The sequence below is a fragment of the Microbacterium sediminis genome (assembly GCF_004564075.1).
In the GTDB taxonomy this organism is placed as follows: Bacteria; Actinomycetota; Actinomycetes; order Actinomycetales; family Microbacteriaceae; genus Microbacterium; species Microbacterium sediminis.
Genome location: NZ_CP038256.1, coordinates 788,490 through 808,852, shown reverse-complemented (window position 1 = coordinate 808,852; position 20,363 = coordinate 788,490). Strand labels below are relative to the sequence as shown.

The following is a 20,363-nucleotide window of genomic DNA, read 5'->3' as shown; positions in this document are numbered from 1 at the left end:
CCCTCGACGGACGAGCAGGATCGATCAGAAGGGAAAGTTGGAGATCGATGAGGATCCTTGTGGTGTGCGGCGCGGGAGCGTCCAGCACGTTCGTCGCCCTTCGCCTCCGGCGCGCCGCGCAGGCCGCCGGACTCGGATACGCCGCCTTCGCCGGCACCGAGAAGTCGCTGCCGATCGATCTCGACACGGCCGACGTGGTGCTGATCGGCCCGCATCTCGAGCGCTCGCTCGAGGACATCCGCGCGCTCGCGGCGCCGCGGGGCGTGGCCGTGGGCGTGCTGCCCGACGACATCTTCACCGACCTCGACGGCGCCCGCACGCTCGCGCTGGCCCGCGCCGTCGCCGATCAGGGCGCCGACGCGGCGTCCGCCTGACGAAGGGATGCCCATGAGCACCATCTCCCGTACCGTCCGCATCGCGGCATCGCACGGTCTGCACGCCCGGCCCGCGAAGCTCTTCGCGCAGGCCGCGAAGGACGCCGGAATCCCCGTCACGATCGCCAAGGGCGACGGCAAGCCCGTCAACGCGGCGAGCATCCTGGGCGTGATCGCCCTGGGCGCCAACACCGGCGACGAGGTCACGCTCGAGGTCACGGGCGACGACGCGGAGGCCGTGATGGACCGCCTCGTCACGATGCTCGAGACCGACCAGGACGCGGAGTGACGTCGATGACCGACATCCGCGGTGTCGGCATCGGCCAGGGCGTGGCGCACGGGCCGATCGCCCGCATGGCGCCGCGGCTCGAGGCGCCCAGCGACGCCCGCAGCACCCGCACCCCCGACGAGGAGAAGGCCGACGCCGCGCGCGCCGTCGCCGCCGTCGCAGCCGAGCTGAACGCACGCGGTGAGCGGGCCGGCGGTGCCGCGCAGGAGGTGCTCGAGGCGCAGGCCATGATGGCCGAGGACCCGACGCTCGAGGAGCAGGTCGGCGAGCTCATCGACGAGGGCCGCACCGCCGAGTACGCGGTGCACACGGCGTTCGCCCGCTTCGCGCAGACGCTGCAGGAGATGGGCGGCTACCTCGGCGAGCGCGCCGCCGACCTCGCCGACGTCTCGCAGCGCGTCATCGCGCAGCTGCGGGGCGTCCCGGCCCCCGGCGTGCCCGAGCTCGACCACCCGTTCGTGCTCGTGGCCGACGACCTCGCCCCGGCCGACACCGCCCTGCTCGATCTGGACAAGGTGCTCGCGGTGGTCACCACCGAGGGCGGCCCCACGTCGCACACGGCGATCCTCGCGGGCGACAAGGGCATCACGGCCGTGGTCGGCACGGGCGAGCACCCCGGCCTCGTCGACGGCGCGACGGTGCTCGTCGACGCCGCCGCCGGCGTGGTCGTGCTCGACCCCACCGCGGAGCAGCTCGCGGAGGCCGACGAGCGCGTCGAGCGCCGCAAGGCCGCCGCCGCCGCGCCCGTCACCCCGGGCGAGCTGGCCGACGGCACGGCGATCCCGCTGCTGGCCAACCTCGGCAATCCCGACGCCGCCGCCGAGGCGGTGGACCTCGGCGCCGAGGGCGTGGGCCTGTTCCGCACGGAGTTCCTCTTCCTCAGCGCCGACGAGGCCCCCACGGTCGATGCCCAGCGCGCCTCGTACGAGAAGCTGCTCGCGGCGTTCCCCGGCAAGAAGGTCGTCGTGCGCGTGCTCGACGCCGGCGCCGACAAGCCGCTGAAGTTCCTCACCGACGGCGACGAGCAGAACCCGGCGCTCGGCCTGCGGGGCCTGCGCAGCCTGCGCGCGCACGAGCAGATCCTGCGCGACCAGCTCACCGCCCTCGCCCAGGCCGATGCCGCCACCGACGCCGACCTGTGGGTGATGGCCCCCATGGTCTCGAACGTCGAGGAGGCGCAGTACTTCACCGAGCTCGCGCACGAGCACGGCCTGAAGACGGCCGGGGTCATGGTCGAGGTGCCCGCCGCGGCCCTGCTGGCCGACGCGATCCTGCAGCACACGGACTTCGGCTCCATCGGCACCAACGACCTCGTGCAGTACACGATGGCCGCCGATCGCCTGCTCGGCACGGTGTCGTCCTTCCAGGACCCCTGGCACCCCGCCGTGCTGCGCCTGATCGCCGAGGTCGGCGCCGCCGGCGCCCGCCACGGCAAGCCCGTCGGCATCTGCGGCCAGGCGGCCGCCGATCCGCTGCTCGCGGTCGTGCTCGTGGGCCTCGGCGCCACGACCCTGTCGATGTCGCCGCGCTCGCTCGTCGATGTGCGCGCGGAGCTGAAGCGCCACACGCTCGACGACGCGCGCCGCATCGCGCAGGCCGCCCTGGCCACCACCGACGCCGGCGCCGCCCGCGAGGCCGCGCGCGCCGCCATCTCGTGATCACCCGAATCCACCCTCCCCATACCCAGAAAGACGAATCCATGACTGACACAGCAGCCGCGGCGAAGTCGCCCGGCACGGTCCGCGTGGGCGTGCAGAAGTTCGGCACGTTCCTCTCGGGCATGATCATGCCCAACATCGCGGCGTTCATCGCGTGGGGCCTCATCACGGCCCTGTTCATCGACACCGGCTGGCTCGGCAACAGCGGCCCGATCCCGGCGTGGCGCTGGGCCGACTCGGCGATGCTCGGCGGCGGCACCGCCTCCGACGGCACCGAGTGGATCGGTCTCGTCAGCCCGATCATCACGTACCTGCTGCCCCTGCTGATCGCCTTCACCGGCGGCAACGTGGTCTACGGTCACCGCGGTGGCGTGGTCGGTGCCGTGGCCGCGTTCGGCGTGATCATCGGCGCCGCCGGCACCGTGATGTTCCTCGGCGCCATGGTCGCCGGCCCCGTCGCGGCGCTGATCCTCAAGCAGGTCGAGAAGCTGTGGGCGGGCAAGGTCCGGGCCGGCTTCGAGATGCTCGTGGACAACTTCTCCGCGGGCTTCGTGGCCTTCTTCACCGCCCTGGCGGCGTTCTTCTGGCTCGCGCCGGCCATGAAGTGGCTCACCGACCTGCTCGGCGCCGTCGTCGGCTGGCTCGTGGACACGGGCCTCATCCCGCTCGCGAGCATCATCGTCGAGCCCGCCAAGGTGCTCTTCCTCAACAACGCGATCAACCACGGCGTGTTCACCCCGATCGGCAGCGAGCAGGCCACCGAGACCGGCCGCAGCCTGCTGTTCCTCGTCGAGGCCAACCCCGGCCCCGGCGCCGGCCTGCTCCTCGCGATCGCCCTGTTCGGCGTGGGCGCCGCCCGCGCGACGGCCCCCGGCGCCTGGATCATCCAGTTCCTCGGCGGCATCCACGAGGTGTACTTCCCGTACGTGCTCGCCAAGCCGATCCTGCTGCTCGGCCTCATCGCCGGTGGCGCCACGGGCGTGCTGACCAACGTGATCTTCCAGTCGGGCCTCGTCGCGCCGGCCTCCCCAGGGTCGATCTTCGCGGTGCTGATCCAGACCGCCCCCGGCAGCCACCTCGGCGTGATCCTGTCGGTGATCCTCTCGGCGGGCGTGACGTTCCTCGTGAGCATGCTGTTCCTCCTCGGCAGCCGCAAGCGCGACCTCGCGGCCGAGGCCGCCGGCGCCGACGGCTTCGCCTCGGCGGTGGCCCAGACCGAGGCCAACAAGGGCCGCAAGTCGAGCGTGCTCGGCGGCCTCGTCGCCGGCGGCACCGCGACCGCCACCAAGACGATCCAGAAGGTCGTGTTCGCGTGCGACGCCGGCATGGGCTCGTCGGCCATGGGCGCGAGCGTGCTGCGCAACAAGTTCAAGGCCGCCGGCATCGAGGGCGTCACCGTCACCAACAAGGCGATCGCGGCGCTGGACGGCACCGCCGACCTCGTCGTCACGCAGCAGCAGCTGACCGAGCGCGCCCAGCAGCGCGAGCAGTCGGCCCTGCACGTCTCGGTGGACAACTTCATGAACTCGCCGCGCTACGACGAGATCACGCGCATGCTGCTCGAGCAGCAGCAGGGCGGCGCGGCCGAGCCCGTCGCGGCCGAGGCGGCACCCGCCGCCCCCGCCGCGACCGACAGCGTGCTCGCCCCCGAGCGCGTGCGCATCCACGCCGGATCGGTCTCGCGCGACGAGGCGCTGCGCGAGGCGGCCGACATGCTGCAGGCCGCCGGTGCGGTCACCGGCGCGTACTACGACGCCATGCTCGCCCGCGAGCAGACGGTGTCGACGTACATGGGCAACGAGCTGGCCATCCCGCACGGCACCAACGAGGCGAAGGACGCCGTGCTGGCGTCGGCGCTCACCGTGGTCCGCTACGACGGCGGCGTCGACTGGGACGGCGAGACGGCGACCTTCGTCGTCGGCATCGCCGGCAAGGGCGACGAGCACCTCTCGCTGCTGTCGAACGTCGCGACGCTGTTCTCGGACGACGAGCAGATCGCGAAGCTCAAGGCCGCGGCCACGCCGGAGGAGCTCTACGCCCTCCTGCAGACGGTGAACGAGGGCTGATCGATGAAGGCTGTGCACTTCGGCGCGGGCAACATCGGCCGCGGCTTCGTGGGGCTGCTGCTCCACGAAGGCGGGTACGAGCTCGTGTTCTCGGACGTTGCGGCACCGCTCGTCGACGCCATCAACGCGGCCGACCAGTACACCGTGCACGAGGTCGGAGTGGGCGGCCGCGATCACGTGGTCACGGGGTTCCGCGCGCTCAACAGCGCCCAGGACCCCGACGCGGTGGCCGCGGAGGTGGCGGCGGCGGACGTCGCCACCACCGCGGTCGGCCCGACGGTGCTGCGCTTCATCGCGCCGCTCCTCGTGGCCGGCCTGCGCCGCCGCGACCCGGGCGCCGCGCCGCTGCAGGTGATGGCGTGCGAGAACGCGATCGGCGCCACCGACACCCTGCGCGGCGAGATGCAGGCCGCGGCGGGCGACGACTGGGACGAGCTGGCCGCGCGCGCCGTGTTCGCGAACACGGCCGTCGACCGCATCGTGCCGGGACAGCCCGACGGCGCCGGGATCGACGTGACGGTCGAGCCGTTCTTCGAGTGGGCGATCGAGCGTGCGCCGTTCGGCGACACCCCGCCGAACATCCCCGGCGCGCACTTCGTCGACGACCTCAGCCCGTACATCGAGCGCAAGCTGTTCACGGTGAACACGGGGCACGCCACGGCGGCCTACCTCGGCGCCCAGGCGGGGCACGAGAAGATCGCCGAGGCCCTCGCCGACGAGTCGGTGGCCGCGGGGGTCGAGGCGGCGCTCGAGGACACCTCGCGCATCCTCGTGGCCAAGCACGAGTTCGCCCCCGAGGAGCTGGCGGAGTACCGCGCGACGATCCTCGACCGCTTCCGCAACGACGCCCTGCCCGACACCGTGCGGCGGGTCGGGCGCCAGCCGCTGCGCAAGCTGTCGCGCCACGAGCGGTTCATCGGCCCCGCCGCGGAGGCCGCCGAGCGCGGGCTCCCGGTCGACGGGCTCCTGGCCGCCGTGGGCGCCGCGCTCGCGTTCGACGACCCCGAGGACGAGCAGTCGGTCGAGATGCGCCGCCTGCTCGGCGAGCTCGACGCACCGGAGTTCGTCCGCCGCGTCTCGGGTCTGGACGCCGATCACCCGCTGTACGCGGGACTCGTGGACGTCGTCGCCGCAGCACGCTGACGCCACGAGAAAGGCGGCCGCCCGGGGCTCTCCGGGCGGCCGCCTTTGTCGTTCATGCGGCGTATGCGGGCCGGCTCACGAGCAGACGATCTCCTGGCCGGGGGCGATCTCGTGCACGCCGGGGCCGAGCTCGCCGCAGAGCGCCGCGTTGGCGATCGCGGCGATCACGGCGATGATGACGATCACGAAGATGACGTTGAGCACGAGCATCACGGCGCCGACGATGATGCCCCACAGCGCCGGTGCGTTCGAGAAGCCGGCCCGGCTCGAGCGGCTGCGGGCGATCGCCGAGACGATGATGCCCGCGATCGGAGCCACGAACAGGATGAACAGGCCGGCGATGCTCACGACGAGGCCGACGATGCCCATCGTCTTGCCGGGGTCCTCGCCGCCCGGGCCGGCGGGCTGCCCGTACGCGCCGGGGTATCCCCCGGGATACTGAGATGCATACGACGGCGGCGGCGTCGGGTACGAGGCCTGCGGCGGGTACGTCGGCTGCGGCTGGCCGGCGGGCGTGCCGGGGTAGGCGGGCTGACCGTTCGGCTCCGACGGCGGCGGGGTCGGGTTGTCGTTGCTCATCGCATCCCTCTCGCGTCTCGCGGCGCGGCAGCGCCGGGTTCGCTCCATCGTAGGACGACGCCGCCGGCCCGGCGAGGGGCCCGGCGGCGCGCCCGGGTCAGCTGCGGAAGCCGTCCCGGACGCGCGCGACGAGCTCCTCGCGCTCAGCGAGCGGCAGGAACGCGGCCTCGGCGGCCGTCACCTGCAGGCGCTCCAGGTCGCCGAGCCCGTAGCCGAAGGCGTCGGCGAGCAGGGTCAGCTCGCGCGTGAGCGAGGTGCGGCTCATGAGCCGGTTGTCGGTGTTGACCGTGACGGCGAAGCCGAGGCGGCGCAGCAGATCGATCGGATGATCGGCGATCTCCGCGCCCCAGTCGGCAAAGCCCGCGGTCTGCACGTTCGACGACGGCGACAGCTCGAGCGGGATGCGGCGATCGCGCACCCAGGCGGCCAGCTCCCCCAGCCGCACGTCGGCGGCGTCGGTGGCCCCGCGCCGCGCCGCGCCCGCGCGCCCGCCGGGCACCTCGAGGTCGTCGGCGATGCGCACGCCGTGGCCCAGGCGCAGCGCCCGACCGTCGACGAGAGCCGAGCGGATGGAGTCCACACCGGCGGCCTCGCCGGCGTGAACGGTGACGGGGAACAGCGCCTCGGCCAGGATCGCGAAGGCCTCCGCGTGCCTCGACGGCAGGAAGCCGTCCTCGGGTCCGGCCAGGTCGAAGCCGACCACGCCCGCGTCGCGCGAGGCGATCGCCAGGCGCGCGATCTCGGCCGATCGGTCGTTCTGCCGCATCGCCGTGATCAGCTGGCGCACGCGGATGCGCCCGCCCGCGAGCGCGACCGCCCGCTCCCCCTGCGCGAAACCGTCGGCCACCGCGGCCACGGCCTCCTCGAGGGTGAGCCCGGCGCCCTGGTGCAGCTCGGGCGCCCAGCGCACCTCGCCGTACACCACGCCGTCTGCGGCGAGATCCTCCACGAACTCGCGCGCCACACGCTCCAGCCCGTCGCGCGTCTGCATCACGGCGAGCGTCAGATCGAAGGTCGTGAGGTACTCGGGCAGCGAGCCCGACGTGCACGCGGCGAGGAACCAGTCGCCGAGCGAGGCCGGGTCGCTCGCCGGCAGCTCGAGGCCCACGCGGGCGCCGAGCTCGAGGAGCGTCTGCGGGCGCAGGCCGCCGTCGAGGTGATCGTGCAGCGACACCTTGGGCAGCGCCCGGATCGCGTCGCTCACGCGGCGATCCTCTCGGCGATGAGCGGCCGGGGTTCCGGCGCCTCGGCAGCGATCTCGTAGGCACCCTCGAGCGCCTCGATCGCGCGGGCGAACCGCGAAGCGTCGTCGGCGCCGAGGGTGAACAGCGGCTGTCCCGCCGCCACGCGGTCGCCCGGCTTGGCGTGCAGGTCGATGCCGGCGGCGTGCACCACGGGATCCTCGGCGCGGGCGCGACCGGCCCCGAGCCGCCACGCGGCGACGCCGAACGTGTAGGCGTCCAGCCGCGAGACGACGCCGTCGCGCGCGGCCGTGACCGTGTGGGTCTCGCGCGGGGCGGGCAGCGCCGCGTCCGGATCGCCGCCCTGGGCCGCGATCATCGCCCGCCACGCGTCCATCGCGCGGCCGTCCGCGAGCGCCGCGGCCGGGTCGGCGTCGGGCAGCCCTGCGAGCGCGAGCATCTCGCGCGCGAGCGCGACCGTGAGCTCGACGACGTCGGCCGGCCCGCCGCCCGCGAGCACCTCGACCGACTCGCGCACCTCGTTGGCGTTGCCGATGGCGAGCCCGAGCGGGGTGCTCATGTCGGTGAGCAGCGCGGTGGTGCGCACGCCCGAGTCCTCGCCGAGCGCGACCATCGTGCGCGCGAGCTCGCGCGCGGCGGCCGGGTCCTTCATGAACGCGCCGGAGCCGAACTTGACGTCGAGCACGAGGGCCTCGGTGCCCTCCGCGATCTTCTTCGACATGATGCTCGAGGCGATCAGCGGGATCGCCTCGACCGTGCCGGTCACGTCGCGCAGGGCGTAGAGCTTCTTGTCGGCCGGGGCGAGGCCGGCTCCCGCGGCGCAGATCACCGCGCCCACGTCGCGCAGCTGCGCCATGAGCTCGTCGTTCGACAGCGCCGCCCGCCACCCCGGGATCGACTCGAGCTTGTCGAGCGTGCCCCCGGTGTGCCCGAGCCCGCGCCCCGACAGCTGCGGCACCGCCACGCCGAACGCGGCGACCAGGGGCGCGAGCGGCAGCGTGATCTTGTCGCCCACGCCGCCCGTGGAGTGCTTGTCGGCGGTGCGCTTGCCGAGGCCGGCGAACGACATCCGCTCCCCCGAGGCGATCATCGCGTCCGTCATCACGCGGATCTCCTCGCGCGTCATGCCGCGCAGGAGCACCGCCATCGCGAACGCCGACATCTGCGCGTCGGCGACGTAGCCGCGCGTGTAGGCGTCGATCATCCAGCGCAGCGCGGCCTCGGGCACCTCGCCGCCGTCGCGCTTGGCGCGGATGACGTCGACGGCGTCGAACGGCTCGGTCACCGCACGGCTTCCAGGTCGCGCGGACCGAACGCGTCGGGCAGCACCTCGTCGATCGTGCGGATGCCGGCCACCGTCCAGCACAGCATGCCCGGCACCGAGAACTCGTACAGCAGCTGGCGGCAGCGGCCGCACGGCATGATGATGTCGCCGTCCTTGTTGACGCACACGAACGCCACGAGCTGCCCGCCGCCGGTCGCCGCCAGGTTCGACACCAGGCCGCACTCCGCGCACAGGCCGAGGCCGTACGAGGCGTTCTCGACGTTGCAGCCCGACACGATGCGGCCGTCGGTCACGAGCGCGGCGGCGCCCACGGGGTAGTGCGAATACGGCACGTAGGCGTGCTCGAGCATGTCGGTCGCGACGGCGCGCAGCTCGTCCCAGTCGATGTCCATGCGCCGATTATCGCCCGGCGGGGGTCACAGCACCGAGTCGCGGCCGCGCGCGTGCAGCGTGCCGACCACGCTCTTGACGCGCTGCGCGTGCTCGCTGTTGGTCACGAGCAGGGCGTCGGCGGTGTCGACGACGATGATGTCGTCCAGGCCCACGACGGCGATGACGCGATCGGTCTGCGAGACCACCAGCCCGGCCGACTCGTCGGCGATGACGTTGCGGTTCTCGCCGAGGATCGACACCTCGTGGCGGCGGCCGTCGGCGACCAGCTTGCGCAGGCTGGCGAAGTCGCCCACGTCGTCCCAGTCGAACTGGCCGGGAACGACGGCCAGGCGGCCCTTCTCGGCGGCCGGCTCGGCCACGGCGTAGTCGATCGCGATCTTCTTCAGCGACGGCCACACGCGCCCCAGCACCTCGTCGCGGGCCTCGGTGTCCCACGCGGCGGCGATCTCGGTCAGGCCCGCGTGCAGCTCGGGCTCGTTGGCCTTCAGCTCGTCGAGCAGCACGTCGGCCCGAGAGATGAACATGCCCGCGTTCCACAGGAACGAGCGATCGGCGAAGTACGCGCGGGCCGTGTCGAGGTCGGGCTTCTCGACGAAGCGCTGCACCGTCGACGCCATGGGCGCCCCGGCCACGTCGAGCTCGCCGCCGGTCTGGATGTAGCCGAACCCGACGGAGGGCTCGCTCGGGGTGATGCCGATCGTGCAGATGTAGCCCTCGCGGGCCACGGCCACGGCCTGGCGCACGGCGAACTCGAACGCGCGCTGGCGCTGGATCACGTGATCGGCCGCGAACGAGCCGATGATCACGTCGGGGTGGCGCCGCAGCAGCACCGCCGCGGCGAGTCCGATCGCCGCCGAGGAGTCCCGCGGGTCGATCTCGTGGAAGACGTTGTCGGCCGGGATGTCCGGGAGCGTCTTCTCGACCGCCGGCCCGTGCGCGACGCCGGTGACGACCGAGATGCGATCGGCGCCCGTCAGCGGCAGCAGCCGATCCCACGTCTCGCGCAGCAACGAGACGCCCGAACCGGTCAGATCGTGCAGGAACTTGGGCGCCTCCGCCCGCGACAGCGGCCAGAGGCGGGAGCCGATGCCGCCGGCGGGGATCACGGCGAAGAAGTCGTCGATCGTCTCGGTCATGCCGACAGGCTAACGGGCCCGCTTGACATCCCAATCAGCGGGAGGTGGTTAGGGTCCCCTTCGTCGCTGGCCTTCCGGGGCTGGGAATAGGATGAACAGGTTCGGCGCGCCTTCTGTGAGCCGGACGATCCACCTCGCATCGACTAGGAGGCCGTCGTGTCCACCACCGCACGCCCGACGCCGTCGGTGTCGGAGACCACCTCGAAGACGCCGCGGGGCACGCTCTACCGCGGCCGCGAAGGAATGTGGTCGTGGGTGCTGCATCGCATCACCGGCGTCGCCATCTTCTTCTTCCTCCTGGTGCACGTGCTCGACACCGCACTCATCCGCGTCTCACCCGAGGCGTACAACGCCGTGATGAGCACGTACCAGACGCCCATCATGGGCCTCGGCGAGCTGGTCCTGGTCGGCGCGATCGCCTACCACGCGTTCAACGGCCTGCGGATCATCCTCGTCGACTTCTGGTCGAAGGGCGCCCGATACCAGCGCTGGCTGTTCTGGGGCGTCATCGGCGTCTGGGTCGTCGTCATGGCCGGCTTCGCGCCGCGCCACCTCATGAACGTCTTCTCGGGAGGTGGGCACTGATGACCGCCGACACCATCGCCGCTCCGCGTTCGTCCGCCCGTCGCGGCTCGAACTGGGAGAAGTGGGGCTGGCTCTACATGCGCGTCTCCGGCGTGCTGCTGGTCGTGCTGATCTTCGGCCACCTCATCTCGAACCTGATCATCCCCGAGGGCGGCGTGCACGCGATCAACTTCGCGTTCGTCGCGGGCAAGCTCGCCTCGCCGTTCTGGCAGTGGTGGGACGTGCTCATGCTGTGGCTGGCCTTCATCCACGGCGCCAACGGCATGCGCACGATCGTGAACGACTACGTCCAGGGCGCCAAGCTGCGCGCCGCACTGGTGTGGGCCATCTGGATCGCCGCCGGGCTGATGATCGTCCTCGGCACCCTCGTGGTGTTCACCTTCGACCCGTGCCTCGGCGTGACCCCCGACAGCGTCCTCTGGGACAGCTGCCCCGCCGCCTGAACCGACTGAAGAGAGCCGATTTCGTGACTCAGAAGTACCCTGACGCCGAGCTCAAGGACGGCGTCTACTACCACCAGTACGACGTGGTGATCGTCGGCGCCGGCGGTGCCGGCATGCGCGCGGCCATCGAGGCCGGCCCCGGCGCGAAGACCGCCGTCGTGACGAAGCTCTACCCGACGCGTTCCCACACGGGCGCGGCGCAGGGCGGCATGGCCGCCGCGCTCGCGAACGTCGAGGAGGACTCGTGGGAGTGGCACACCTTCGACACCATCAAGGGCGGTGACTACCTCGTCGACCAGGACGCGGCCGAGATCCTCGCCAAGGAGGCGATCGACGCGGTCATCGACCTCGAGAACATGGGTCTGCCGTTCAACCGCACCCCGGACGGCAAGATCGACCAGCGCCGCTTCGGCGGTCACACGGCCGAACACGGCAAGGCGCCGGTGCGCCGCGCCTGCTACGCCGCCGACCGCACGGGCCACATGATCCTGCAGACGCTGTTCCAGAACTGCGTCAAGCTCGGCATCGAGTTCTACAACGAGTTCTACGCGCTCGACCTCATCACGGTGAAGGACGAGGCGGGCAAGACCCGCATCGCCGGCATCGTGGCCTACGAGCTCGCCACGGGCGACCTGCACGTCTTCCACGCCAAGTCGGTCATCTTCGCCACCGGCGGCTTCGGCAAGATGTTCAAGACCACCTCGAACGCCCACACCCTCACGGGCGACGGCGTCGGCATCATCTGGCGCAAGGGCCTGCCGCTCGAGGACATCGAGTTCTTCCAGTTCCACCCGACCGGCCTCGCGGGCCTGGGCATCCTCCTCACGGAGGGCGCGCGCGGTGAGGGCGCGATCCTGCGCAACGCCTCGGGCGAGCGCTTCATGGAGCGCTACGCCCCCACCATCAAGGACCTCGCGCCGCGCGACATCGTCGCCCGCTGCATGGTCAAGGAGGTGCTCGAGGGCCGCGGCGCCGGCCCGAACAAGGACTACGTCTACCTCGACTGCACCCACCTGGGCGCCGAGGTGCTCGAGACGAAGCTGCCCGACATCACCGAGTTCGCCCGCACGTACCTGGGCGTCGACCCGGTCGTCGAGCCGGTTCCGGTGATGCCGACGGCGCACTACGCCATGGGCGGCATCCCCACCAACAACAACGGCGAGGTCCTAGCCGACAACGACACGATCGTCCCCGGCCTGTACGCCGCGGGCGAGTGCGCGTGCGTGTCGGTGCACGGCGCCAACCGCCTCGGCACCAACTCGCTGCTCGACATCAACGTGTTCGGCAAGCGCGCGGGCAACAACGCCGTCGCGTACGCCAAGACGGCCGACTTCGTGCCGCTCCCGGAGGACCCCGCCAAGGAGGTCCGCGAGATGCTCGAGACGCTGCGCACCCGCAAGGGCACCGAGCGCATCGCCGACATCCGCACCACCCTCCAGGAGGAGATGGACAAGAACGCCCAGGTGTTCCGCACCGAGGAGACGCTCACCAACGTCCTCGGCACGATCCACGACCTGCGCGAGCGCTACCAGAACGTCTACGTCGACGACAAGGGCAAGCGGTACAACACCGATCTGCTCGAGGCGGTCGAGCTGGGCTTCCTGCTCGACCTCGCCGAGATCGTCGCCTACGCCGCCCGCAACCGCAAGGAGAGTCGCGGCGGCCACATGCGCGAGGACTACCCGGACCGGGACGACGTCAACTACATGCAGCACACGATGGCGTACCTCACGGGTGACCCGCACTCGCCGAACCCGGAGGACCACATCCGGCTCGACTGGAAGCCCGTGGTGTTCACGAAGGATGAGGCCGGCGAGCTTCGCTATGCGCCCATGGAGAGGAAGTACTGATGTCGTCTGCCGTCGCTGAGGCTCCCGCCGAGGAGCAGGCCGTCCAGTCCTACCTGGTCACGTTCATGATCCGCCGCTTCGACCCCGAGGTCGACAGCGAGCCGAAGTGGGTCGACTACGACGTCGAGATGTACTCGACGGACCGCGTGCTCGACGCGCTGCACCGCATCAAGTGGAACGTCGACGGGTCGCTCGCGTTCCGCCGCTCCTGCGCGCACGGCATCTGCGGCTCCGACGCGATGCGCATCAACGGCCGCAACCGCCTGGCGTGCAAGACGCTCATCAAGGACCTCGACATCTCGAAGCCGGTGTACGTCGAGGCGATCAAGGGCCTCCCCCTCGAGAAGGACCTGATCGTCGACATGGACCCGTTCTTCGCGGCGTTCCGCGAGGTCCAGCCGTTCCTGCAGGCCAAGTCGACGCCCGACAAGGGCAAGGAGCGCCTGCAGACGATCGAGGACCGCGCGCGCTTCGACGACACGACCAAGTGCATCCTCTGCGCCGCCTGCACCACCTCGTGCCCGGTGTTCTGGACCGACGGCCAGTACTTCGGCCCCGCCGCGATCGTCAACGCGCACCGCTTCATCTTCGACTCGCGCGACGACGAGGCCCAGGTGCGCCTGGACATCCTCAACGACAAGGAGGGCGTGTGGCGCTGCCGCACGACCTTCAACTGCTCCGAGGCGTGCCCCCGCGGCATCGAGGTCACCAAGGCGATCGCCGAGGTCAAGAACGCGGTCCTGCGCGGACGCCCGTGACATCGACCCGGTGAAGGGGGCTCGGCTTCGGCCGGGCCCCTTTTCCGTTTTCCTGCGCCCGGCGGCCGGCGCGGGCGGTGTCGGAGGCCCCGCCTAGGCTGGAAGCATGACTTCCCGCCCCCTCCGCATCGCGTCCATCAACGTCAACGGCATCCGGGCGGCGGCCCGCAAGGGCATGGGCGCGTGGCTCGAGGAGGCCGCGCCCGACATCGTCACGCTGCAGGAGGTCCGCGGCGAGCTCGAGCACCTCGAGGAGGCGATGCCCGGCTGGCGCGTGATCGCCGACGCGTCGCTGCAGAAGGGGCGCGCGGGCGTCGCCATCGCCTCGCGCGAGGAGTGCGCGATCTCGCGCGTCGAGCTGGGCGACGACGGCCTCGAGTCGAGCGGGCGCTGGATCGAGGCCGACTTCGAGGTCGGCGGCGAGACCCTCACGGTCGTCAGCGCCTACGTGTTCACGGGCGAGGCCGAGACCCCCGCCAAGCAGGACCCGAAGTGGGCCTTCCTCGACGCGATGGAGCACCGCATGACGGAGCTGGCGGCCGACGGCGCCCTGGCGCTCGTGACTGGCGACCTCAACGTGGGGCATCGGCCGCTCGACATCCGCAACTGGAAGGGCAACGTCAAGAAGGCCGGCTTCCTGGCGCGCGAGCGGGCGTACTTCGACCGCATCCTCACGCCGGCGGGCGAGCCCGTCGCCGGGCAGGAGGGCATCGGCCGCGGCATGGTGGGCGAGCTCAGCGACACCCGGTCGTACAGCGCCGGGGCCACGGGGCTCGGCTGGGTCGACGTGGGCCGCGCCGCGCACGGCGAGGTCGACGGCCCGTACACCTGGTGGTCGATGCGCGGCAAGGCCTTCGACACCGACACCGGGTGGCGGATCGACTACCACCTGGCCTCCCCCGCGCTCGCGCCGCGGGCGTCGAACTACCGCGTCGACCGCGCGCCGTCGTACGACACCCGCTGGAGCGACCACGCCCCGGTGGTGGCCGAGTACGCGATCGGCTGATCGGCGCCGCCCCGCTCTCGGCTCCGCTTCGCTCAGTCGACGAGCCCGGATGGTCACGGCTCGTCGACCGGAGGCGCAGCGCGCCGGAGCGGAGACGGGTCGAGCGGAGCGGCGCAGCCGCGGAGTCGAGACCGAGTGCTCGCGGGCGCGGGCCTAGGATTGACGGGTGACTCAGCAGCGCCTCTACTCCGGAATGCAGCCATCGGCCGACTCGCTTCAGGCCGGCAACTACATCGGGGCGCTCATGCAGTGGCGCGACATGCAGACCGAGTACGACGCGTTCTTCTCGGTCGTCGACCTGCACGCCCTCACGGCGCCGCAGGACCCCGCCGAGCTGCGGGAGAAGACCCGCCGCACCGCCGCGCAGTACATCGCCGCCGGCATCGAGCCGTCGCGGTCGACGCTGTACGTGCAGTCGCACGTGCGCGCGCACGCCGAGCTGGCGTGGATCCTCTCGACGATCACCGGCTTCGGCGAGGCCGGCCGCATGACGCAGTTCAAGGACAAGTCCCAGAAGCAGGGCGCCGACAACGCCAGCGTCGGGCTGTTCACCTACCCCGTCCTCATGGCGGCCGACATCCTGCTCTACCAGACCGACGTCGTGCCGGTCGGCGACGATCAGAAGCAGCACGTCGAGCTGACGCGCGACCTCGCCGAGCGCTTCAACGCGCGCTTCGGCGAGACCTTCCGCGTGCCGCAGCCGGTCATCCCGCGCGAGACGGCGCGCATCTACGACCTGCAGAACCCCACCTCGAAGATGTCGAAGTCGGCGGAGTCCCACGCCGGCGTGCTGTGGCTGCTCGACGAGGTCGACGTCACCGCGAAGAAGATCATGCGGGCCGTCACCGACAACGACGGCGTCGTGGCGTACGACCGCGAGAACAAGCCCGGCGTCTCGAACCTCATGACGATCCACGCCGCCCTCACCGGGCGCACGATCGCGCAGATCGAGGACGAGTTCGCCGGTCGCGGCTACGGCGACTTCAAGAAGGCCGTGCGCGATGTGGTCGTGGCCGAGTTCGGACCGGTGCGCGAGCGCGCGCTCGAGCTGCTCGACGACCCCGCCGAGCTCGACCGCGTGCTGGCGGCGAACGCGGCCAAGGCCGAGGCCGTCGCCGATGCGACGCTCGCCGACGTGTACGACAGGGTCGGCCTGCTGCGCCGCGCCGTGTGATGCCCGAGCCGATCGTGCTGCGCACGCCGCGGCTGGTGCTCTCCGCGCCCACCGAGGCCGACATCGACGCGATCTGCGAGGCCTGCCAGGACCCGCAGATCCAGCGGTTCACCACGGTCCCGTCGCCGTACCAGCGCTCCGACGCCGAGAGCTTCGTCGCGCTCGTGGCCGAATGGTGGGAGTCGGGGGCCGAGTACACCTGGGCGATCCGCGACGAGACCGGGCTGGTCGGCATGATCGGGTTCCCACGGCATCCGCGACGCCGCGGCGGAGATCGGCTACTGGGTGGCCGCGTCCGCCCGCGGTCGGGGATACCTGATCGAGGCGGCGAACGCCGCACTGGACTTCGCGTTCGGCCCGATGCGCCTCGAGCGCGTCGAGTGGCGGGCGGTGACGGGCAACGCGGCCTCGGTCGCCGTCGCCCAGCGGCTCGGCTTCCGCTACGAGGACCTGCTGCGCAGGGGCCTCGGCCGCATCGGCGGCGGCGGCACCCGCCGCGACGGCCACGTCGCCGGCCTGCTCGCCACCGACGCGCGCACGCCCCAGTCCTGGCCGCTCTGACCCGGGCCGCGGCGAGGGGCGCCGCCGCCGGGCGGATGATCGCCGCACCGCGCAGGATATCCGCCGTCGGTCGGAGGGGATCCCCCGGATCCGTCCTGCCGGGCGCGGATGTCCTTCAGGATGCGCGGGGCCTCCTCCCGAGGGCGCGGATCCGGTTCGCGCCGGGGGATCCAGGGCTGGGGGCGCCGCCGGGCGGGCGCCGCCGGGCGGGCGCCGCCGGGCTGACCCGGGCGGCGCGCCGTCGGGCGGACGATTGCCGCGCTGAGCCGGAGATCAGCGCTCTGTCGGAGGGACTCCGGCGGATCCGTCCTGCCGGGCGCGGATCTCCTTCGGGATGCGCGGCGCCTCCTCCCGAGTGCGCGAGCCCGAGGGCGCGGATCCGGGGCGCGGCGGGGGATCCCAGGCGGCGCGCCGCCGCCGGGCGGATGATCGCCGCACCGCGCAGGATATCCGCCGTCGGTCGGAGAGAATCCGGCGGATCCGTCCTGCCGGGCGCGGATCTCCTTCGGGATGCGCGGCGCCTCCTCCCGAGTGCGCGAGCCCGAGGGCGCGGATCCGGGGCGCGGCGGGGGATCCCAGGCGGCGCGCCGCCGCCGGGCGGATGATCGCCGCACCGCGCAGGATATCCGCCGTCGGTCGGAGAGAATCCGGCGGATCCGTCCTGCCGGGCGCGGATCTCCTTCGGGATGCGCGGAACCTCCTCCCGAGGGCGCGAGCCCGAGGGCGCGGGTCCCGGGGCGCGGCGGCGGATCCCAGGCGGCGCGCCGCCCACGGGCGGATGATCGCCGCGCCGCGCAGGATATCCGCCGTCGGTCGGAGGGGAGCCCGCGGATCCCTCCTGCCGGGCACGGATCTCCTTCGGGATGCGCGGGGCCTCTTCCCGAGGGCGCGAGCCCGAGTCCGCGGGTGCCCCACGGATCCAGGGCACCGTGGCAGGATGGCCGCATGCCGGAGATGCCCGAGGTCGAGGGACTGGTGCGGTTCCTGCGCAACCGCGCCACCGGGCTCACGGTGGTGAAGGCGCAGGTGGCGCAGATCGCGGCGCTGAAGACGTTCGACCCGCCGCTGACTGCGCTGACCGGCGCCACCGTCACGGGGGCGGAGCGGCACGGGAAGTTCGTGGATCTCGTGCTCGGCGACCGGCTGCACCTCGTGTTCCACCTGGCCAAGGCGGGCTGGTTGCGGTGGTCCGATCAGCTGCCGGCGACCGTGATCAAGCCGGGCCGCTCCCCCATCGCGCTGCGCGTCGGGTTCGACGACGGCTCGGGGTTCGACCTCACCGAGGCGGGCACGAAGAAGTCGCTCGCCGCCTACGTGGTGCGCGACCCGCGCGACGTGCCGGGCATCGCGACCCTCGGCCCGGATCCGCTCGGCCTCGGCGAGGAGGCCTTCGCCGCGGTGCTGCGCGGGCGGCGCACCCAGATCAAGGGGCTGCTGCGCGATCAGTCGGTCATCGCGGGCATCGGCAACGCCTACAGCGACGAGATCCTCCACGCCGCCCGCCTGTCGCCGTACGCGATCGCGGCCACGCTCACGCCCGACGAGGTCGCGCGCCTGCACGCGGCGATGCACCGGACCCTCGCCGATGCCATCGGCGCCGCCGAGGGCAAGCCGCCGGCCGACCTCAAGGACGCCAAGCGCCGGGGCATGGCCGTGCACGCCCGGGCCGGGCAGGCGTGCCCGGTGTGCAGCGACACCGTGCGATCGGTGTTCTTCGCCGATCGATCGATGGAGTACTGCCCCACCTGCCAGACCGGCGGGAAGATCCTCGCCGACCGCCGGCTGTCGCGCCTGCTGAAGTGACGCGGAATACGCCGGCGCCCGCCGCGTTGACTAGGCTGGAACGAGCACACGTGCTCCGGGGTCGGTGAGAATCCGAACCGGCGGTGACAGTCCGCGAGCCGAGGGAGCGATCCCGAGGTTGATCCGGTGGGATTCCGGGACCGACGGTGATGCAGGCGCAGCCTGCGAGTCCGGATGAGAGGAAGCACGCGGTTGTCCGCGGATCGCTGAGGCGAGCCGCGGGGAGCCGTTCGATGACCCCGGACGCGACGAACCCGGAGGATCGAATGGCCCACAGCGAGGCGGAGCGCCGCGCGATGTCGCGCGCCCTCGAGCTCGCCGCCCGCGGTCCGCGCAGCCGGAACCCGCAGGTCGGCGCCGTGATCCTCTCGCCCGGGGGCGAGGTGCTCGCCGAGGGCTGGCACCGCGGCGCCGGCACCGCGCACGCCGAGGTCGACGCGCTGTCGAAGCTGCCCGAGGGCGGTGCCCGCGGTGCCACGGCCGTGGTCACACTGGAGCCGTGCAACCACACCGGCCTGACCGGCCCCTGCTCCGAGGCGCTCCTGGCCGCGGGCGTCGCGCGCGTGGTCTACGCGATCGACGACCCGGGCAAGACCTCGGGCGGCGGCGCCGAGCGGCTGCGCGCGGCGGGGGTCGACGTGGAGGCGGGCGTGCTCGCCGACGAGGCCGGAGCGTTCCTGGAGCCGTGGATCACGTCGTTCCGCCTCGGCCGCCCGCACGTCACCGTGAAGTGGGCGCAGAGCCTCGACGGCCGGGCCGCCGCCACCGACGGCACGAGCCAGTGGATCACCGGCGCCGAGGCGCGCGCCGACGTGCACCGCCGCCGCGCGGAGGCCGACGCGATCGTCGTGGGCACGGGCACGCTGCTCGCCGACGACCCGCAGCTGACCGCCCGCATCGACGGACGCCTCGCCGAGCGCCAGCCGGTGCCCGTCGTGATCGGCACGAGCCGGGTGCCCGCCGACGCGGCCGTCCACCGCCACCCCGCGAACGAGGCCGTCGGGGGCCAGCCGCTCGTCTACCCGACCCACGACCTCGCCGCTGTGCTGGCCGATCTGCGCGATCGCGGCCTGCACCGCGTGTTCGTCGAGGGCGGCCCCACGCTCGTGAGCGCGTTCCTGCGCTCTGGGCTCGCGGATCGGCTGCTCGTCTATGTCGCGCCGGTGCTGCTCGGCGGTCCGCGCCTGTCGCTCGACGACATCGGCGTCGGGACCATCGGCGACGCGCGCCGGCTCGTGATCGATCACACCGCCACGCTCGGCGACGATGTGCTGTTCGAGGCCCGCCTGCGCGAGCGCCGGCCGTGGCCCGGGAAGGAAGAGGACTGATGTTCACCGGGATCATCGAAGAGATCGGCGAGGTCACCGCGATCGAGCCGTCCGGCGACGGCGTGCGGCTCACGCTGCGGGCGCCCGGCGCCGTGGAGGGCGTGCGTCACGGCGACTCGATCGCCGTCAGCGGCGTCTGCCTCACGGTGGTCGCGTGGGACGCGCAGGGCTTCACGGCCGACGTGATGAAGCAGACCCTCGACATGTCGACGCTCGGCCAGGCCCGCCCCGGCACGCGCGTCAACATCGAGCGGGCCACCGCCGTGGGCGACCGCCTGGGCGGTCACATCGTGCAGGGACACATCGACGGCACCGGCACGGTGACCGAGGTGCGCCCCGGGGCGCAGTGGCGCGTGATCCGCGTCGCCCTGCCGACGCACCTGGCCCCGCTCGTGGTCGACAAGGGCTCGATCGCCGTGGACGGCACCTCGCTCACCGTGAGCGCCGTGAGCCCCGCCGGCGCGCTGAGCCCATGGTTCGAGGTGTCGCTCATCCCCGAGACGCTGCAGGCCACCACGCTGGGGGCGCTCGTCGCCGGCGCCCGCGTGAACCTCGAGACCGACATCCTGGCTCGGCACGTGCAGCGCCTCATGGCGTTCTCGGCCGCCACGCCGCAGGCGCCCGCGCCCAGCACCGTCCCCCGCCCCGGCACGTCGTTCATGACCACCGACGCGCCCCCGGCCGACTACACGATCCTCTCCGCCCCGTTCGAAGGAGGCTCGCGATGAGC

Annotated in this window: 19 protein-coding genes, 1 pseudogene and 1 riboswitch; of the genes and pseudogenes, 15 read left to right on the top strand and 5 right to left on the bottom strand. The window is 72.5% G+C overall.

Annotated features, from left to right (window positions below; genetic code table 11):
- Positions 1 to 47 precede the first annotated feature (47 nt).
- The 5 genes from E3O41_RS03870 to E3O41_RS03850 are packed head-to-tail and all read left to right on the top strand — an operon-like array spanning position 48 to position 5,530.
- A complete protein-coding gene (locus E3O41_RS03870; RefSeq protein WP_067025682.1) occupies positions 48 to 374 on the top strand; it encodes a PTS sugar transporter subunit IIB in 327 nt (108 codons plus the stop codon).
- Positions 375 to 387: 13 nt separating this feature from the next.
- A complete protein-coding gene (locus E3O41_RS03865) occupies positions 388 to 663 on the top strand; it encodes an HPr family phosphocarrier protein (RefSeq protein ID WP_067025679.1) in 276 nt (91 codons plus the stop codon).
- 5 nt (positions 664 to 668) lie between these two features.
- Positions 669 to 2,321 (top strand): phosphoenolpyruvate--protein phosphotransferase, encoded by a 1,653-nt coding sequence (gene ptsP / locus E3O41_RS03860; protein ID WP_083990920.1) that lies wholly within the window; start codon positions 669 to 671, stop codon positions 2,319 to 2,321.
- Between the two features lie 41 nt (positions 2,322 to 2,362).
- Positions 2,363 to 4,387 carry a PTS mannitol transporter subunit IICBA gene (locus tag E3O41_RS03855; RefSeq protein ID WP_067025675.1) on the top strand — a complete coding sequence of 675 codons (2,025 nt, stop codon included), beginning with the start codon at positions 2,363 to 2,365 and terminating at the stop codon, positions 4,385 to 4,387.
- A 3-nt stretch (positions 4,388 to 4,390) separates the two neighbouring features.
- A complete protein-coding gene (locus E3O41_RS03850; protein WP_135012027.1) occupies positions 4,391 to 5,530 on the top strand; it encodes a mannitol-1-phosphate 5-dehydrogenase in 1,140 nt (379 codons plus the stop codon).
- Between the two features lie 75 nt (positions 5,531 to 5,605).
- Here the strand turns inward: E3O41_RS03850 and E3O41_RS03845 are convergent, their stop codons facing one another.
- From E3O41_RS03845 to E3O41_RS03825, 5 genes are all read right to left on the bottom strand, one after another.
- Positions 5,606 to 6,109 carry a DUF4190 domain-containing protein gene (locus E3O41_RS03845; RefSeq protein ID WP_067025670.1) on the bottom strand — a complete coding sequence of 168 codons (504 nt, stop codon included), beginning with the start codon at positions 6,107 to 6,109 and terminating at the stop codon, positions 5,606 to 5,608.
- Between the two features lie 97 nt (positions 6,110 to 6,206).
- Positions 6,207 to 7,313: an adenosine deaminase gene (locus E3O41_RS03840; RefSeq protein ID WP_135012025.1), complete on the bottom strand. Its 1,107-nt coding sequence runs from the start codon at positions 7,311 to 7,313 to the stop codon at positions 6,207 to 6,209.
- Entirely contained in the window at positions 7,310 to 8,596 is a 1,287-nt protein-coding gene (locus E3O41_RS03835) for a thymidine phosphorylase (protein WP_067025664.1), read from the bottom strand. Before E3O41_RS03835 ends, E3O41_RS03840 begins: the two co-directional genes overlap by 4 nt.
- Complete coding sequence (locus E3O41_RS03830) at positions 8,593 to 8,988, bottom strand: cytidine deaminase (RefSeq protein WP_067025661.1); 396 nt, start codon at positions 8,986 to 8,988, stop codon at positions 8,593 to 8,595. The genes E3O41_RS03835 and E3O41_RS03830 overlap by 4 nt, the downstream gene beginning before the upstream one ends.
- A gap of 24 nt (positions 8,989 to 9,012) precedes the next feature.
- Positions 9,013 to 10,125 carry a mannose-1-phosphate guanylyltransferase gene (locus tag E3O41_RS03825; RefSeq protein ID WP_067025658.1) on the bottom strand — a complete coding sequence of 371 codons (1,113 nt, stop codon included), beginning with the start codon at positions 10,123 to 10,125 and terminating at the stop codon, positions 9,013 to 9,015.
- A gap of 156 nt (positions 10,126 to 10,281) precedes the next feature.
- On the opposite strand from E3O41_RS03825, the gene sdhC reads away from it, so the two are divergent.
- From sdhC to E3O41_RS03775, 10 genes and pseudogenes are all read left to right on the top strand, one after another.
- The gene (gene sdhC, locus E3O41_RS03820) at positions 10,282 to 10,710 is read left to right on the top strand and encodes a succinate dehydrogenase, cytochrome b556 subunit (RefSeq protein ID WP_083990897.1); all 429 of its coding nucleotides are present in this window, start codon (positions 10,282 to 10,284) and stop codon (positions 10,708 to 10,710) included.
- The gene (locus tag E3O41_RS03815; protein WP_067025655.1) at positions 10,710 to 11,153 is read left to right on the top strand and encodes a succinate dehydrogenase hydrophobic membrane anchor subunit; all 444 of its coding nucleotides are present in this window, start codon (positions 10,710 to 10,712) and stop codon (positions 11,151 to 11,153) included. Before sdhC ends, E3O41_RS03815 begins: the two co-directional genes overlap by 1 nt.
- 23 nt (positions 11,154 to 11,176) lie before the next feature.
- Positions 11,177 to 13,003 (top strand): succinate dehydrogenase flavoprotein subunit, encoded by a 1,827-nt coding sequence (gene sdhA, locus E3O41_RS03810; protein ID WP_067025652.1) that lies wholly within the window; start codon positions 11,177 to 11,179, stop codon positions 13,001 to 13,003.
- Positions 13,003 to 13,761: a succinate dehydrogenase iron-sulfur subunit gene (locus E3O41_RS03805; protein WP_067025649.1), complete on the top strand. Its 759-nt coding sequence runs from the start codon at positions 13,003 to 13,005 to the stop codon at positions 13,759 to 13,761. The genes sdhA and E3O41_RS03805 overlap by 1 nt, the downstream gene beginning before the upstream one ends.
- Positions 13,762 to 13,867: 106 nt before the next feature.
- Entirely contained in the window at positions 13,868 to 14,767 is a 900-nt protein-coding gene (locus E3O41_RS03800) for an exodeoxyribonuclease III (protein ID WP_067025646.1), read from the top strand.
- A gap of 193 nt (positions 14,768 to 14,960) precedes the next feature.
- The gene (trpS, locus tag E3O41_RS03795; RefSeq protein ID WP_067025643.1) at positions 14,961 to 15,941 is read left to right on the top strand and encodes a tryptophan--tRNA ligase; all 981 of its coding nucleotides are present in this window, start codon (positions 14,961 to 14,963) and stop codon (positions 15,939 to 15,941) included.
- Positions 15,941 to 16,502 (top strand): annotated as a pseudogene (locus E3O41_RS03790) (GNAT family N-acetyltransferase). Before trpS ends, E3O41_RS03790 begins: the two are co-directional and overlap by 1 nt.
- A gap of 945 nt (positions 16,503 to 17,447) precedes the next feature.
- Positions 17,448 to 18,305, top strand: coding sequence for an Fpg/Nei family DNA glycosylase (locus tag E3O41_RS03785; RefSeq protein WP_067025639.1), 858 nt, complete (start codon positions 17,448 to 17,450; stop codon positions 18,303 to 18,305).
- A gap of 48 nt (positions 18,306 to 18,353) precedes the next feature.
- Positions 18,354 to 18,495, top strand: a riboswitch (FMN riboswitch).
- Positions 18,496 to 18,571: 76 nt separating this feature from the next.
- Positions 18,572 to 19,633, top strand: coding sequence for a bifunctional diaminohydroxyphosphoribosylaminopyrimidine deaminase/5-amino-6-(5-phosphoribosylamino)uracil reductase RibD (ribD, locus tag E3O41_RS03780; protein ID WP_067025636.1), 1,062 nt, complete (start codon positions 18,572 to 18,574; stop codon positions 19,631 to 19,633).
- Positions 19,633 to 20,361, top strand: coding sequence for a riboflavin synthase (locus E3O41_RS03775; protein WP_083990895.1), 729 nt, complete (start codon positions 19,633 to 19,635; stop codon positions 20,359 to 20,361). Before ribD ends, E3O41_RS03775 begins: the two co-directional genes overlap by 1 nt.
- The last annotated feature ends 2 nt before the right edge of the window (positions 20,362 to 20,363 follow it).